Annotated in this window: 12 protein-coding genes and 1 pseudogene; 3 read left to right on the top strand and 10 right to left on the bottom strand. The window is 47.4% G+C overall.

Annotated features, from left to right (window positions below; translation table 11 throughout):
- Nucleotides 1-360 precede the first annotated feature (360 nt).
- Nucleotides 361-549: a YjfB family protein gene (locus A6A26_RS05360; protein ID WP_063877794.1), complete on the bottom strand. Its 189-nt coding sequence runs from the start codon at nt 547-549 to the stop codon at nt 361-363.
- Between the two features lie 592 nt (nt 550-1,141).
- Between A6A26_RS05360 and A6A26_RS05355 the strand changes: the two genes are divergently transcribed.
- Both A6A26_RS05355 and A6A26_RS05350 read left to right on the top strand, forming a co-directional pair.
- Nucleotides 1,142-1,828 (top strand): hypothetical protein, encoded by a 687-nt coding sequence (locus A6A26_RS05355; RefSeq protein WP_063877793.1) that lies wholly within the window; start codon nt 1,142-1,144, stop codon nt 1,826-1,828.
- A 330-nt stretch (nt 1,829-2,158) separates the two neighbouring features.
- Nucleotides 2,159-3,094 (top strand): omptin family outer membrane protease, encoded by a 936-nt coding sequence (locus A6A26_RS05350; protein WP_063877792.1) that lies wholly within the window; start codon nt 2,159-2,161, stop codon nt 3,092-3,094.
- A 98-nt stretch (nt 3,095-3,192) separates the two neighbouring features.
- Here the strand turns inward: A6A26_RS05350 and A6A26_RS05345 are convergent, their stop codons facing one another.
- The 8 genes and pseudogenes from A6A26_RS05345 to A6A26_RS05310 form a co-directional block, all read right to left on the bottom strand.
- A complete protein-coding gene (locus A6A26_RS05345; protein ID WP_063877791.1) occupies nt 3,193-3,654 on the bottom strand; it encodes an OsmC family protein in 462 nt (153 codons plus the stop codon).
- Nucleotides 3,655-3,702: 48 nt separating this feature from the next.
- Nucleotides 3,703-4,602, bottom strand: coding sequence for a MurR/RpiR family transcriptional regulator (locus A6A26_RS05340; protein WP_063877790.1), 900 nt, complete (start codon nt 4,600-4,602; stop codon nt 3,703-3,705).
- 68 nt (nt 4,603-4,670) lie between these two features.
- Nucleotides 4,671-5,714 (bottom strand): ABC transporter permease, encoded by a 1,044-nt coding sequence (locus A6A26_RS05335; protein ID WP_063877789.1) that lies wholly within the window; start codon nt 5,712-5,714, stop codon nt 4,671-4,673.
- Nucleotides 5,711-6,712, bottom strand: a complete 1,002-nt coding sequence (locus A6A26_RS05330) for an ABC transporter permease (protein WP_063877788.1) — start codon at nt 6,710-6,712, stop codon at nt 5,711-5,713. The genes A6A26_RS05335 and A6A26_RS05330 overlap by 4 nt, the downstream gene beginning before the upstream one ends.
- Nucleotides 6,705-8,189, bottom strand: coding sequence for a sugar ABC transporter ATP-binding protein (locus A6A26_RS05325; RefSeq protein ID WP_063877787.1), 1,485 nt, complete (start codon nt 8,187-8,189; stop codon nt 6,705-6,707). Before A6A26_RS05325 ends, A6A26_RS05330 begins: the two co-directional genes overlap by 8 nt.
- Before the next feature lie 84 nt (nt 8,190-8,273).
- Nucleotides 8,274-9,284: an autoinducer 2 ABC transporter substrate-binding protein gene (locus tag A6A26_RS05320; RefSeq protein ID WP_063877786.1), complete on the bottom strand. Its 1,011-nt coding sequence runs from the start codon at nt 9,282-9,284 to the stop codon at nt 8,274-8,276.
- 315 nt (nt 9,285-9,599) lie between these two features.
- Nucleotides 9,600-10,697, bottom strand: coding sequence for an aldose 1-epimerase family protein (locus tag A6A26_RS05315; protein WP_082875156.1), 1,098 nt, complete (start codon nt 10,695-10,697; stop codon nt 9,600-9,602).
- Between the two features lie 335 nt (nt 10,698-11,032).
- A pseudogene (locus A6A26_RS05310) lies at nt 11,033-11,469 on the bottom strand (GNAT family N-acetyltransferase).
- Nucleotides 11,470-12,343: 874 nt separating this feature from the next.
- Here A6A26_RS05310 and A6A26_RS25370 point away from each other — a divergent pair.
- A complete protein-coding gene (locus A6A26_RS25370; protein ID WP_156506643.1) occupies nt 12,344-13,027 on the top strand; it encodes a hypothetical protein in 684 nt (227 codons plus the stop codon).
- Here A6A26_RS25370 and A6A26_RS05305 read toward each other — a convergent pair.
- On the bottom strand, nt 12,947-13,555 hold the full coding sequence (locus A6A26_RS05305; RefSeq protein WP_063877785.1) for a transglycosylase domain-containing protein: 609 nt from the start codon (nt 13,553-13,555) through the stop codon (nt 12,947-12,949). The genes A6A26_RS25370 and A6A26_RS05305 overlap by 81 nt on opposite strands.
- Nucleotides 13,556-13,672 lie beyond the last annotated feature (117 nt).

Here is a 13,672-nt window from a genome sequence, read left to right as displayed (position 1 = left end):
ACAATGGCTCCTCAGATTTAAGGCGCTCTGCGTGGGCCGTGATAGTGAAGAAGCATATAGCGGTCAAAAAACCCCTCAATGTCGTGCGAAGAACATCTAAAGGGTACGTCGCGATTAAACGTGTTTTAGGCATTGAATAACCAATCGATAACAGGCGCGAAGACATAGCATTCCCAGGCAACAGATGAGCGATAACCTATTTAATCCAGGTGAGGTTCACGGATATTGGAAGAAATTGCTGTGATGAAAGCGTTGAGTCAAGGCCGTTGACTCAGCCAGATTCAGACAAGGGAATAAACCGCGCCATGCATTAAAACGGGCGGCACAGCGAAAGCCGCCCGGGGATCCGTAACGGCATTATCAGGCGGTGGTGTTGATGTTACGCCCTACAGCCGGATTAGAGGGAAGTGCTGTCACACCCTCAACAAGCGTAGTGATGGTATCTGCCTGTTGATTCAGCGTTTTTTTCAACAGATTCGCATTGGCTTCACCGCGAGCCTGCCATTGTTCTAAACCTGCAGACAGAGTGGTGAGTTGCTGTATATCCATGCAGTTGCTCCTTATGTTGACTGAGCCCCAGATGGGGGTCACATAATACTGGCGACGGATTTCGCCAGTTGCGCATAAAGTATCGGCCTGGGGCTAAAATACTTTAATAACTCTGACGAATGAATACGAAAAGAGGGAAATTTCTTCCAGATTTAAGCACCACACAGGATTTTAGGATAGTGATATCAGCGCGCTCATAGTAATTTCGTGAAATTGAGATTCTGAAAAAATAAACTTATATAAAATATGAAAATTATGAGCGAAAAACTCTACCCACCTTAACCACCACCGTCGTATAAAAAAGGTGCAACCAACTGAATAAAATAAATAAAAAATTTTAAAAAGAATAATAAACTATATTTTTTTATTTTCCCACACTCTTTAAAAACATTAAACTATATAAACTTAACTAATGCTCAAAAACGCATAAAAAATAAAAAACACCTATTGATATTGAAAAATTAATAGGCAAACAACCATCTTAACTTTTAAAGAAAAGGGCTAACTTTAAATAAAATTACGAACAGGATTACCCGTTAGCATACCCGGAAACAGCCACTTTCTTAGTAAATATCAAAAGGAATAGTCACTCATGAGCCAGCCTCTTTCTGATAACAGTTTAAAAGAATTAGACTTTTTAACATTTCAAAACGTAACATCGCCTTTTCTCGACAAAATCGTTGCAGAAAATCCGCCTCCCGCTGGTGAAACGCTGGATAAAGATAAAGCAATTCGTGACATGTTTGACTTGGTTCACGGTCAGTATGATATTCCATGGTCGGATTCGCCAGGTTCGCGTTCTGTATCAACAGCCGGAAGATCGGTTGCGATTAGTGAATGCACAAGTAAAGAAATAATCGTGGCGATTGATTGTTTTACCGTTTTTTTTCAGTTTCTTGGCATCACAGGTAAAGTTTGTGGTGAAGCCGCTACAGAAGTTGTTAACGGCCTTACCCGAACTCAACTGGACGGACTCTCCAGTTTATTCCAGGCAATCAGTAATGCAGAGGGGGCATTGAATACTGCAACGGCAATCTTCAACCTTATTTCTGCCATTTATAAATTAACAGGTATCCGCCAAATCCTGGGAGCAATTGAGGATAACATGGCCTGGTATAACTGGGTGCTCATGGCAACCGTGATTACTGCCCAAGCGGTGGCATTGTTAGCAACCGATGGCGCTGCGTTTATCGGCGAATTAGTGCTAATGGGTGCATTTCTTACGCAACTGGGTATAGACGCCTCATCAATGGCTGACGCCTGCGGCTGGTCGTCGTAAAAGTTAATTTAAGCGTTAATCCTGACGTTCTTAACTACGTTTAATTAGCATGTTGAGCGTCAAACTTACGATGTAAGGGAGAAAACTCCATGATTAAACAGAGTGATATTCATTTGTAGAATAAAGGGCAACATGGTAAAACAGCCTATTTAACTCTTCATTTTCGGTGCCAGACTCAGGTGTAGGGTTGAATATTTTTTTGATTTGCGTTGTTTGAAAGTTATTAAACCCTGCCATCAACTACAATTTTTTACTTGTTTAAGCAGACATCTCTATTTTATTCTGAAACTGCTTTTAGGATTTTTTCTAATAAAAAACAGGGTGGTAAAAATGAAAAAATGCTTTTTTGTAATGATGATGGCAGGGTTTTCAGCTGGCGTTCAGGCTAAAGAGATATCACTTTCACCTAATATCTCCGCGGATAGTCTTAGTATATCTGCCTCAACAGGTATGCTAGGTGGGAAATCCGGGGAACTTGTTTACGACCCTGACACGGGTCGTAAAATTAGTCAGCTGGACTGGAAGATCAAAAATGTGGCCATTTTGAAAGGCGACATTTCGTGGGATGCCTACTCATTCCTGACACTCAATGCACGTGGATGGACTTCTCTTGCCAGCGGTTCTGGTCATCTGGACGATTATGACTGGCAAAACAGTAATCAGGGTAACTGGACCGACCATTCTTCACATCCCTATACGCGTATGAATCATGCTAATGAGTACGATCTTAATCTGAAAGGCTGGTTTATACAGGGAGACAGCTATCGGATAGGTGCGGTGGCTGGCTATCAGGAGACCCGCTTCAGCTGGACTGCTATTGGCGGCTCATTTGATTACAATAATGGCACTCTGGTAGGTGATTTTCCACGTGATCAAACAGGCATAGGTTACAGTCAGCGCTTTTCAATGCCGTACGTAGGACTGACCGGGCGCTACAGAATAAATAACTTTGAATTCGGTACTCTTCTTAAATTCAGCGACTGGGTTAATGCCCATGATAACGACGAACACTATGTTCGCCAGTTGACGTTCCGTGAAAAAACATCAAGTTCGCGTTACTACGGTGCTTCAGTTGACGCAGGTTATTACGTTACCCCTAATGCTAAAGTTTTTGCTGAATTTACCTACAGTAAATACGAAGAAGGCAAAGGTGGTACACAGATTTTTGATAACGTCAGCGGCCAGTCAGGAACGATTGACGGCGATGCGGCAGGTATTGCCAACCATAACTATACCGTGACAGCAGGATTGCAGTACCGATTTTGATTATGTACTGACATTCACAGGCGAAACGCTGTTTCGCCTGTTCTTATGCTGGTTAGATCCCGCGTTATCACTAACTGCCGACAGGCGAAATCTCACCGTTAAATAAACATCGGCTCAAAACGCACCGGAAAATTCAGCGAGTTCGCAATAAAGCAGGCTTCATGGGCATGATGATGCAGCGCTTCGGCTCGGGCTGCGTCGTCCTTATTACGCAATGTCACCACGGGTTTCAGGGTGATCTGAGTGAAATGGCCCCTTTCGCCTTCAACCATGGTGCCTTCTGCCGTGTCTTCATAGGCTTCCACAATGATGTCCGCATCGGCGCAAAGATGCAGATACCACAGCTTATGGCAGGCCGACGCTGACGCCAGTAAAAGCTCCTCTGGATTCCAGCGCGTGGCATCACCACGAAAAGCGGGATCGGCACTGAGCGCAACCGTGGCTTTACCTTCAACCGACAGCTCGCCGTTTCGATCATAAGCGGTATAGGACTGCGTGCCATCCCCTCGATTACCGCTCCAGCGCACGTTGACCTGGTAGTGATGCTCCCGTTTTGCCATTCGATGTTCCTTTGGAATCGTTGAGGATAGTGAAAGTGGTTGCTCTGGCTATTTTCGTTTATGGGCGACGGCCAGCATGGTGCGGCCCAGCTGGCGTTCGGCCTGTGCATAGTCGCGCTGTGCGACCACAACAAAAAGGGCATCCAGAATATTTAACTGTGCAATGCGCGCAGCCGCGTTTTCACCGGTCAGCGGCGAACCCTGAGCGGTGGAGCAGATCACGGTGTCGGCAAGGTTAGCCAGCGGCGAGCCAATGGAATTGGTGATGGCAATCACCGGTACGCCCTGAAGCTGCGCGGCTTTTACCGCTTCGATGATGTCCTTCGTCCGGCCGGAATGGGAAATAGCGACAACCACATCCTGCTCGTTCAGTAACGCAGCCGACATCAGCATCATATGGGGATCGTCATAAGCGGCCGAACGGGTACCGATACGCAGAAACTTATGCACCGCATCCCGCGCGATTTGCGCCGAACCGCCGAAGCCGTAAAAATCACGCTGACGTGCCCTGGCCAGCAGATCCGCGGCTTTTTCAAAAGCCGCCATATCCAGAATGGCCAGCGTTTCCTCAATCGCCTGGACGGAGGTGCGAAACACCTTACTGACGATCTCACGTGTCGTATCGCTGGGAGAAAGCTCCTGATGCATTTCGGTGATGGGCAGGCGGTTATACAGGGCGGCTTTTATGCGTAACTCTTTGAAACCGGAGAAACCCAACTTCTTTGCTGTTTTCACCACCATCGCCTCAGACATCTCACAACGGCTGGCAATGGCTTTGATTGAGACATTCTCATCAAAATCGCTTGATAACACGGCATGAACCAACCGGGCTTCCAGAGAGGTTAATGAGGCGATCATTAGTCGTAACCGGGGACCTATAGCACTGACATCATCAGCTCGATTACTCATGACATACCTTATTGAATGATTATTTTTTAAATCTATCATGTCATGAGGCCCGATAGCCACGCCGCCTCAGGTGCGACGTGGTGATGCAGTAACAGGGTTTACAGAATTTACGCCTTTCGTGTCATCGCGGGCACTTTTTTACGCAGTTTCCGCCGCTCAGAGTGCCATTCTTTGAGCACGACGCCGCCCGATGCCACAATCAAAATTGCGCCCCACAGCGCCAGCGTGATGAACTGACTGAGATCCAGCAAAATCGAGGCGGTAGAGACCAACTGCAGAATCAGCAGTGACAGAATCACGCCGCTGACCCGGCCAAATCCCCCCAACGGATCGACACCGCCCAGTACCGCAGCCAGGATAGCGACCAACAGGTAGCTTTCACCGTACGCCGCGTTGGCCGAGTCGAAGCGTGCCATCATGATGATGCCCGCGATACCGGCAAATAAGCCAGAAATCAGATACACCCACACCAGGCTTTTACGCGTGTTAATGCCGGAATAATGGGCCGCTCGCTCATTGGAGCCGATCATGGCTATCGACTTACCCAGCGGGGTTTTGTTGACGAAAATACTTAACGGAATAATCGCCAGGGCAAAGATGATAAGGGCGAAAGGAATGCCGAACAGGGTGCCGTTACCGATAAACACAATCGGTGCCGGAAAACCGGAAATAACATCCCCATGGCTGAATCCGATTGCAATGCCTTTCACCGCCGTCATCGTACCCAGCGTTGCCAGCATTGGCGGCACGCGCAGATAAGCCACCAGCACGCCATTCAGTAACCCCACCAGGGCCGACAACACCAGGCCCAGCAACAGTGCGCCAATTTGTAGCAGATCCCCGGATGCGCCCTGCATTTCAGGCATGAAGGTGGTCAACGTGTAGGCGACCGTTAAGGCGCACAGGTTGGCGGTGGAGATGATGGAAAGATCGATACCGCCGGAAAGCATAGGAATCATCATGGCGAGCGCAAGAAACCCCAGCTCCGGCAACTGGAAGCCCATCGATCGCAATCCCGCCGCCGCAAACAGCTTGTCGCCCTCAAGTAGCCCAAGACCGATCACCATGACTATCAGGATAAACAACAGCCGGACGTTGGTCGTTCCCAACCGTTTTTCCACCTGCGCTAACACATTGCCAGTCTGCTTCATGATATCGCCCCTTCATTGACGAGCTTGTTCTGTTTGCGGGTTTCTCTGGCCATCATGATCATGGCGGCGATGATCACCAGGCCGGTACTGAATAACGACCAGTAAGATGAAACACCCAGCAGGATCAGGCCATTCTGCATCACGGCAATCAGTACCACGCCCAGTACGGTGCCCAACACCGTCCCCTTACCGCCAGTGAGGCTCGCCCCACCGATAACCACCGCAGCCACCACATCCAGTTCCCTGCCAACCAGCGCCGTCGGGGATACCGACTGGGCAAGCTGTGCCTGAACCAGCGACGCCAGACCAGCCAGCGCCCCCATGTAGCCATAAACCAGCATATTCAGTTTGAATACGTTGAAGCCGACGCGTTGCGCGGCATCCGGATTGCCACCGGTGGCATAAATTTGTCGGCCGGTATTGCTTCTGTTGAGCAGTAGCCACGTCAAAACAAACGCCAGGACCAGGGCGATAATCTGGAAGTTCAGCGCATAGGTGGCACCTTGTGCATCGGTATAGAACACCAGTTCAAAGCCGGCGTTAAACCAGTCAGGCAGCATGAAGATGTCCTGGCCGCTGGTTACCGTCAGCAGGATGCCGAAGAAAACGTTCAGGGTCGCAATGGTGATAATCAGCGCGGAGGTCCGAAGTACGTTTACCAGCACGCCATTGATAAAACCCAGCACGATGCCCAGGCCGATGGCAACGGCAAAAATGCCCACCCAGCCCAGGCCCATATTGTTCGCTAAGGTCAGGGCAACGTACTGGGTGATAGAGGCGGTAGCGGCGAAAGAGAGATCGATGCCGCCAGTAATAATCACCACCAACAGGCCTGCGGCCATAATGCCAATAAAGGCCGTTGCACCTGAAACGTCTAAGAGATTTTGTAACGTTGCGAACTCCGTGGTGAATACGGTCAGGAACACAATCATCAGGGTCATCACCGCCAGCAGGCGGCATTCGTGGGTATGAATAAAGCGCTGGAGGAAATCACGCATTTACTGCCTCCTTTAATTCTTCTTCGCTACAGCGGCCAGGGAAATATTCCCCATTAAGCCTGCCGCCGCGCATCACTAACACCCGATCGCTGTGGTAATAAATTTCGGGAATCTCATCGGAAATCATGATGATGGCAATACCGCTGGCGGCGAGTTTGCGCACAATGGCGTAAATACCGTCTTTGGCATGGATATCAACGCCTACTGTGGGGCTGTCGAGAATCAGGAGTTTGGGTTGGGTCGCCAGCCATTTTGCCAGCACCACTCGCTGCTGGTTACCGCCTGACAGGGTTTTGACTTTGTTGTCGGGATTACCGGCTTTAATAGACAGTGAGGCAATTGCCTCGTTGACCGTTTGCTCATAGAGATCGTCACGAATCAGTCCGGCTTTATTCACCAGCTTCTCCACCACGGAGAGCGTGATGTTGGCGCTGATTGACTGCTCCAGAACTAAGCCCAGTCCCAGACGGTCTTCTGACAAATAGGCAATGCCGTACTCAATGGCGTCGCGGTTAGATCGCATCTGCACGGCCTGGCCGTGAAGTTTTATTTCGCCCTGATGCGGACGCTTCAGGCCAAACAGGCTCAGCGCTAATTCGGTTCGCCCCGATCCCAACAGGCCAGTGAGGCCGAGAATTTCGCCCCGCCGAATATCAAATGAAATATTCCGGTACTCGCCTTTACGGGACAGGTTGCTGACTTCGAGCACCGTTTCGGTTTGTGGTCTGTCTTTGGCAACGGATTCATAATGGAACTCTTTACCCGTCATCAGCGTGGCCAGTTTACGGTCTGACATCTCGCGGGCATCGTAGGTGCCCAGCTTCACGCCATCGCGCATCACGGTAACGCGGTCAGCAATTTCCAGCACTTCATCCAGACGATGGCTGACAAAAACAATCGTGATACCGCGTTGTTTAAGCTGCAGGGTGAGCTTCAGTAAGGCGTCCACTTCATGGCGCGTCAGGGAGGATGTAGGTTCATCCATAATCACCAGCCGGGCATTCGCCGCCATCGCCCGGCAAATTGCCACCAGCTGACGCTGAGCAATGGAGATATCCGCCACTTTGTCATTCAGGTCGAGCGAAACGCCAATGCGCGCAACCGCGTCGGCCGCTATCTCATAAATCTTTTTCCAGTTAACCCGTTTAAAGCGGCCGGTATGCTGGCCGACGGCAATGTTCTCCGCCACGGTTAAATTGGGGAACAGCGACAGGTCCTGATAGATCACCTGCACGCCCAGGCGAGTACTTTCCACGGGCGTCAGCGGCGAGACTTCATTACCGCTAATAATAATACGGCCGCCCGGCTCGGGCTGGTGCACGCCAGACATCACCTTGATCAACGTCGACTTACCGCATCCATTCTGTCCGCACAGACAATGTACCTCGCCTTCTTCCAGCGTGAGGCTGACATCCGAAAGCGCGTGGACGCCGCCGAATATTTTCGATATGCCATCGAGTTGTAAAAATGCAGGCATAGCACTATCCCTTATCTAATCAGAATACGGGGAGGCTGACCGGATTCTGTTGAACCCGGCCAGCAGCAACATTGATGGTGTGACTTACAGGCCGAGCTTGACGAGATCGTTGACGTTGGCTTTGGTGATTTGGAGGATGCGATCCACCATGATCACTTTGTTTTCGTTATCCACGGTGGCTTCACCCAGCCCAGGGATGGTCATGCCGGTTTTAAATTCCTCGTTATCCAGCGCCAGGCGTGCGACATCGGTCATCGCCAGTCCGGCTTCTTTTGGACTCCACAGGAAACCTTCACGAATCACGCCAGACATAATGTATGCGCGCGCCTGTGAGGGAATAGTGGTGCCCACCAGGGCGATTTTTTTCTCCAGATGGCGTTTCTTCAGCACGTTGCCCGCCCCGATCGGCCCGTTCGAGCCCATCGACATAATGCCTGTCACGTTCGGATGCGCTTTCAGGATATCCTGAGTAACGCGTTCGGATTCATCGATAAAGTCCGCGCCAGGAAAGCGGTCGGCGGCCAGTTTCATATTCGGGTAGTGCTCTTTTTGATACGCGATCGCGGCATCGGCCCACTGATTATGACCGGTGGTGGTTAACGTGCCGACCAGCACGACGTATTCGCCTTTTTCACCCATTTCACGCGCCAGGGCTTTCATCTGTGCTTCACCGTAGGCTTTCGCGCTCATCAGCTCCACATCCCAGGTTTTGCCTTCCTGGTTAGGGCCTTCCTGCGTGATCACCATGATGCCCGCGTCACGCGCGCGCTTCACCACCTGCGCCGTCACTTTGGTATCGAGCGGTACCAGACCAATCACATCGACTTTCTTGGCGATCAGATCTTCAATCAGTTTCACCTGCTGCGCAGGATCGGCACGCGTGGGTCCCACCATAGAGGTTTTAAGATTATTTTTTTCTCCGCCCTCTTTGAGTCCCTGATTAAGGATGTTGAACCAGGGCACACCGGCTTCTTTGACCACCGTCACCATGGTTTTGGTTTCGGAGGCCAGCGCGGACATGGGAAACGCTAAACTCACAGAGACCGATAACAGCGTAGAGATGCTTAACATTTTAATTAGATTGCGGCGATTCATTTTACTACCCCTGGTTATCATTAATATGATGAGATTTTCTCTTGCCAGAAATTGATATAAAGATGCCGCTGCCAGCAATAAAACAGCAGATAAATAATCATTTCTGAACACTGGGTATTCGTATTAATAAAAATGAGAAAATAAACCGTTCAGCCGGTTAGTCTTTTTTTCCCGTTTCCCAAAACAAACCGCATAAATTGTCCGGGTGCAGCACCGAATTTACTGCAAAGAAAAGTAAAGTAAATTACCTGATGCCAATAAAGATCTCTTCTTTGATAAAGCTCACACATTCCATTAACAATTCCGGTGTGCCGATCACACCGACGCACGGATCAGCGCCTCTTCGTGCTGGCTTTCCTGCGCATTAAGATAGCCGAGCGTCATGCTGAAAAAGGCCTTTTCCCCGCCAGCCAGTGACCGTATATGCCCGGCCCGTTTTTCGGCCTGATAGCCTTCAACGCCGCAGGTCGCCGGCATCGCAAAAGCGCACACCTTCTGCATAGGGTTTGCCAGAATCCAGCGAGTCAGAAAGGGGAAATTGTCGGGGTTGTAGTTCACCGTAAAAGCATCGCCGTCTGGCCGACGTAGCATGACGTGCACATGGCCATCCTGCGCTTTACGCAGATTTTTAATGTAGAAAACCAGTTCGGGATCGGGCTGCAACTCGGCAGTGATGACTTCTGTGCTGGCGGGATCTTGCTTAAGCTGCTTAAGCCTTGCCAGATAGGCATCATTCGCTTTCACGATGGCGGGCACTGACGAACGGATAACCGTGTCGGCCGCGGTAAAAGCAGCGGGCTGAATGATGCGTGCACCTTCAACATAGGCAAAGTTGGCATGGCACATGTACATCAGGTCCATGGCGTTGAGCGATAAGTTCTCTACTGCCATGCATACCTCAAAGGTGGCGCTGTCCGGACGGATAACCACCCGAGGCTGGGCCAGATAATGGTCGCCAAATCCCATCAGGTACTCGCGCTCGCTCACCAGCGCCAGCCAGGGCCCTTGCGCATCCTCGCCAGTTTCAATGCGCGCCCGCTGCATCGGTGCGATGGGCATTTCACCGTGCAGGGCATGGTTGTCTTCCGCTGTTGGGTTACCGTTGCGCAGCAGCCCGGAGTGATACATAAAGCAGCCATAGGTTCCAACAATGTCGCTGGCAGGACGCGGCTCGGTAAAACGGCTTTGCATTGTCAGGTCGACGCCATCAAACATGGCCTGCCAGATCATCTGACCATAGTAAGGGAGCACCACCAGATAGCCACGGGCGTTTTTCAGCCGCACGGCCTCAATGCCTGATTCATAGATAAAAAGTTCCGCGCTGCATCCCGCAGCATTGACGATCTCCAGGGGTTGAGTACGGAAAAAAGACTTGTGAAGCTGGAAGACAGTAGGTGACAGAGTGCGTTGCATAATCGGCCTCGGAATTTACTGATTGTTATTTTTTAGTAAACCCATTCATATTGTGATCGGCTCCATTTTATTTCAATGGGCTTTTTCGATTTTCGGGATACCAGCCGTTGGAAAAAACGTTCTGCGGTGATGACAAAGCAGGAAACATTAAGAATGGTCGCAATTACGCTTATTAGAATAATATTGAGATATTAATCACAGATTATTTTTAGTATTGGCATGTGCCAATAATGATGGGGAAAGAGGTGAGTCATCTCTGCCCTTATTATTTTGATAAGAGCAGTATTCATAACGATCAGGACGGCACCGCGGGCATGTAACAGAGAGACCGATCTTCAGAACCTGATGTTGTAGCGGACCACATCATCAACCTGGGCTAGCTTGTCGTAGAGTTTACGCGCGGGGTTATTTTCATTTGTCACCCAGTACACCTTTGCTCAGCCTTTTTCGCGGGCTTCATCGCAGACCGCCGTGATGAGCACTTTTCCCGCCCCCAGACCACTCACACTCTCTTCAACGAAGAGATCTTCCAGATAGCACACAGGCTGTGTGAACCATGTACCTTTATGTATCACGCAGACCACGAAGCCAGCCACCTTCCCCTCAAGTTCGGCGAACCAACACATCAGCGCTGATTCGGGCGACTGTATTCTCCGTCAGGTGGATAAGGTGACGGCGTCCTCCAGCTCCTGTTCATAAAAATGCAGATCACCTTCCCGAGGATTCGCCAGGCAGGGTAATTGTCCGGCAGGGCTTTGCGGACCTTGAGCATTAGGGGACAGGTTAATTTTATTAGGTAGGAGACAATTAAATTCAGAATATTGATTACAGTATTTATTACCATACTAAATTTATAAATGGCAGTGGATAATTAAATGTGAATGCTGATTTCAGATTTGCTTCAGAAAATAATTCAAGCCAAAAAATTAAGATGCGCATGCTAATTTATGCGCACCCTGCACCACTATTATTAGTGCTACGTTTAGGTCCAGAAGTAATAAATGCATGCTAGCGAGCAGCTATCAGTCGTTTATCATAATCAGAGTAAGTTAGCCTAACCTTAACTGCGGCGTAATAGTGCTTATTAAATCCTACCTTACGTAATTAACTTCTTGCAATCAGTGATTTGCGGCGTGGATCTTTCCAGCCTACTTGAGCGATAACCTAAAGTTAACTTTTGATTGGATTCAGTCGTGGGGAGGTCTATGTGAAAACGCGTGTCAGCTATAATCAACTCCTTAGATAGTTCGTGTAGTTACTCTGGTTAGGTGCTCGTAATACCGGACCAGGATGAATTCATTTTTTAAAAATAGTCATAAATCATCTCTCTCTAATAATAATTTTCAAAAAAACCATCGTAGATAAAAATACGGCTCTAAGAAAAAACAAGACACTACTCTCAAATCATTGTAAAAACCCATGAGACATTCATAATATTTTCAAAACTAGTTGCAATTCATGCGATTTTGATATAAACAGTTATTCAAAATAGGTCTCCAAAAAATTTAAATCCAAGGTTAAATTATAAAAAATAAAAACCCTACAAGAAAGGAGTTGTATATGAAACCCATCAGCATCTATCATAGAATGTTAACTCAGAATCAATTAATGCTAAAAAACTGAAATCACTCAGAGACGGAATAAAAATGTTTGATTTAATAAAAATTGTTGTGACTTTTTTACTCTCCGGTTGTGTAGGCGTTTTCATCACTTACCGCTTTCAGAAGAAACAGTTTCAAAATCAATACTTTTTCAAAAAAGCAGAAATGAAAGCTATTGAGTTAAAAGAAGTTAGAAATAGTTTTGAAGCATTAGCTAGCGAAAGAATATACAGAAGTAAAACATTGATAAATTCCTTCAGGGAAGGAAAAACGAACGACTCTGAAATCGAATCCTATATTTCATCAGTTGTAAATTGGAATACGAAGTTGAATAGGCTTTATTTCGATCTTAATAGCCAACAATTATCAAGTCTGGCCAATGTTATTGAGGATAGCATTCAGAAAGAGTTTTATAATGCTCATTTAGAAATTAAAAAAGAAATCCATAAACATAAAGAACAGCGAACTGGAAGTTCGGGAGCATCCCTAAAAACCGCACTAAATGCAATTAACAGAGCTTATGAAAAAATAAAAAATGTAACAACTCAATTGACTGAAACCTCTGATTCAAGATGGGATGAAATTAAAAATGCAGATACAATTTCGTTTAACTACCATCATTTAGAGTATGCAAGTACACTGACATTATTAAGGGCACTTTTTCACTCTTCCCCTCATAGATTGCGCATACCTCGCTCTAACTTCGATAATCGAATACCATTTATGTGAAGGCGACTCAGGTCTTGGATTTAGCAACATCGCTGCAAGTCTGGCTTTTTCATTATAGCTAAGTTCGCTCAACATTCTACCATATTCAATAATGCATGCTTTGGTTACCCCGGTTGCACGGTGACCAAAGTAGGCATTATCCATATAGCACTTCATAATTTCACTCTTAGTAAATCTAAAATTAACAAGTAAAGCCAGTATCATTTCATATATTTTTCGTCGAAAAGTTAAATCTTTATAGTTAGTTAATGTTCTAACCATTTGCATATTAATAGTGCTTGCACCTCCATATTTTCGGAACGTAATCATTTTCAAAATTTCGCGAATTATTGAGATTATATCTATACCTCTATGCTTAAGATAACGCCTATCCTCTAGGGCCATAACGAGATAATCAAACTCATCGAAAACATAAGGTCCTCGTTCGACAATAGAAGTGATGTCCATAATATCCCTATTAAGCTTAATTAATAAAAATCTTAAAGACAGGTAAGTTTTTTTATTTCTCGGGAAATCAATGCTTTTCATAGCAATCCTTTTTTAAGAAAAGTGTTAAAAAATCAATTAAACATAAATTATCATGATACTTTTTTATCTTTCAGTTAAAACTGCAAAGGTCTTTTTTACGTCTAGTTTAATCTAATA

The organism is Pantoea sp. OXWO6B1 (genome assembly GCF_001641135.1).
Lineage (GTDB): Bacteria > Pseudomonadota > Gammaproteobacteria > Enterobacterales > Enterobacteriaceae > Pantoea > Pantoea allii.
The sequence above is the reverse complement of the archived record's forward strand: the minus strand, read 5'-3'. Positions and strand labels throughout refer to the sequence as shown.

Coding starts and splice junctions, on each gene's coding strand:
- A6A26_RS05360 (WP_063877794.1), bottom strand. CDS start 549: ATGGATATACAGCAACTCACCACTCTGTCTGCAGGTTTAGAACAATGG.
- A6A26_RS05355 (WP_063877793.1), top strand. CDS start 1,142: ATGAGCCAGCCTCTTTCTGATAACAGTTTAAAAGAATTAGACTTTTTA.
- A6A26_RS05350 (WP_063877792.1), top strand. CDS start 2,159: ATGAAAAAATGCTTTTTTGTAATGATGATGGCAGGGTTTTCAGCTGGC.
- A6A26_RS05345 (WP_063877791.1), bottom strand. CDS start 3,654: ATGGCAAAACGGGAGCATCACTACCAGGTCAACGTGCGCTGGAGCGGT.
- A6A26_RS05340 (WP_063877790.1), bottom strand. CDS start 4,602: ATGATAGATTTAAAAAATAATCATTCAATAAGGTATGTCATGAGTAAT.
- A6A26_RS05335 (WP_063877789.1), bottom strand. CDS start 5,714: ATGAAGCAGACTGGCAATGTGTTAGCGCAGGTGGAAAAACGGTTGGGA.
- A6A26_RS05330 (WP_063877788.1), bottom strand. CDS start 6,712: ATGCGTGATTTCCTCCAGCGCTTTATTCATACCCACGAATGCCGCCTG.
- A6A26_RS05325 (WP_063877787.1), bottom strand. CDS start 8,189: ATGCCTGCATTTTTACAACTCGATGGCATATCGAAAATATTCGGCGGC.
- A6A26_RS05320 (WP_063877786.1), bottom strand. CDS start 9,284: ATGAATCGCCGCAATCTAATTAAAATGTTAAGCATCTCTACGCTGTTA.
- A6A26_RS05315 (WP_082875156.1), bottom strand. CDS start 10,697: ATGCAACGCACTCTGTCACCTACTGTCTTCCAGCTTCACAAGTCTTTT.
- A6A26_RS25370 (WP_156506643.1), top strand. CDS start 12,344: ATGTTTGATTTAATAAAAATTGTTGTGACTTTTTTACTCTCCGGTTGT.
- A6A26_RS05305 (WP_063877785.1), bottom strand. CDS start 13,555: ATGAAAAGCATTGATTTCCCGAGAAATAAAAAAACTTACCTGTCTTTA.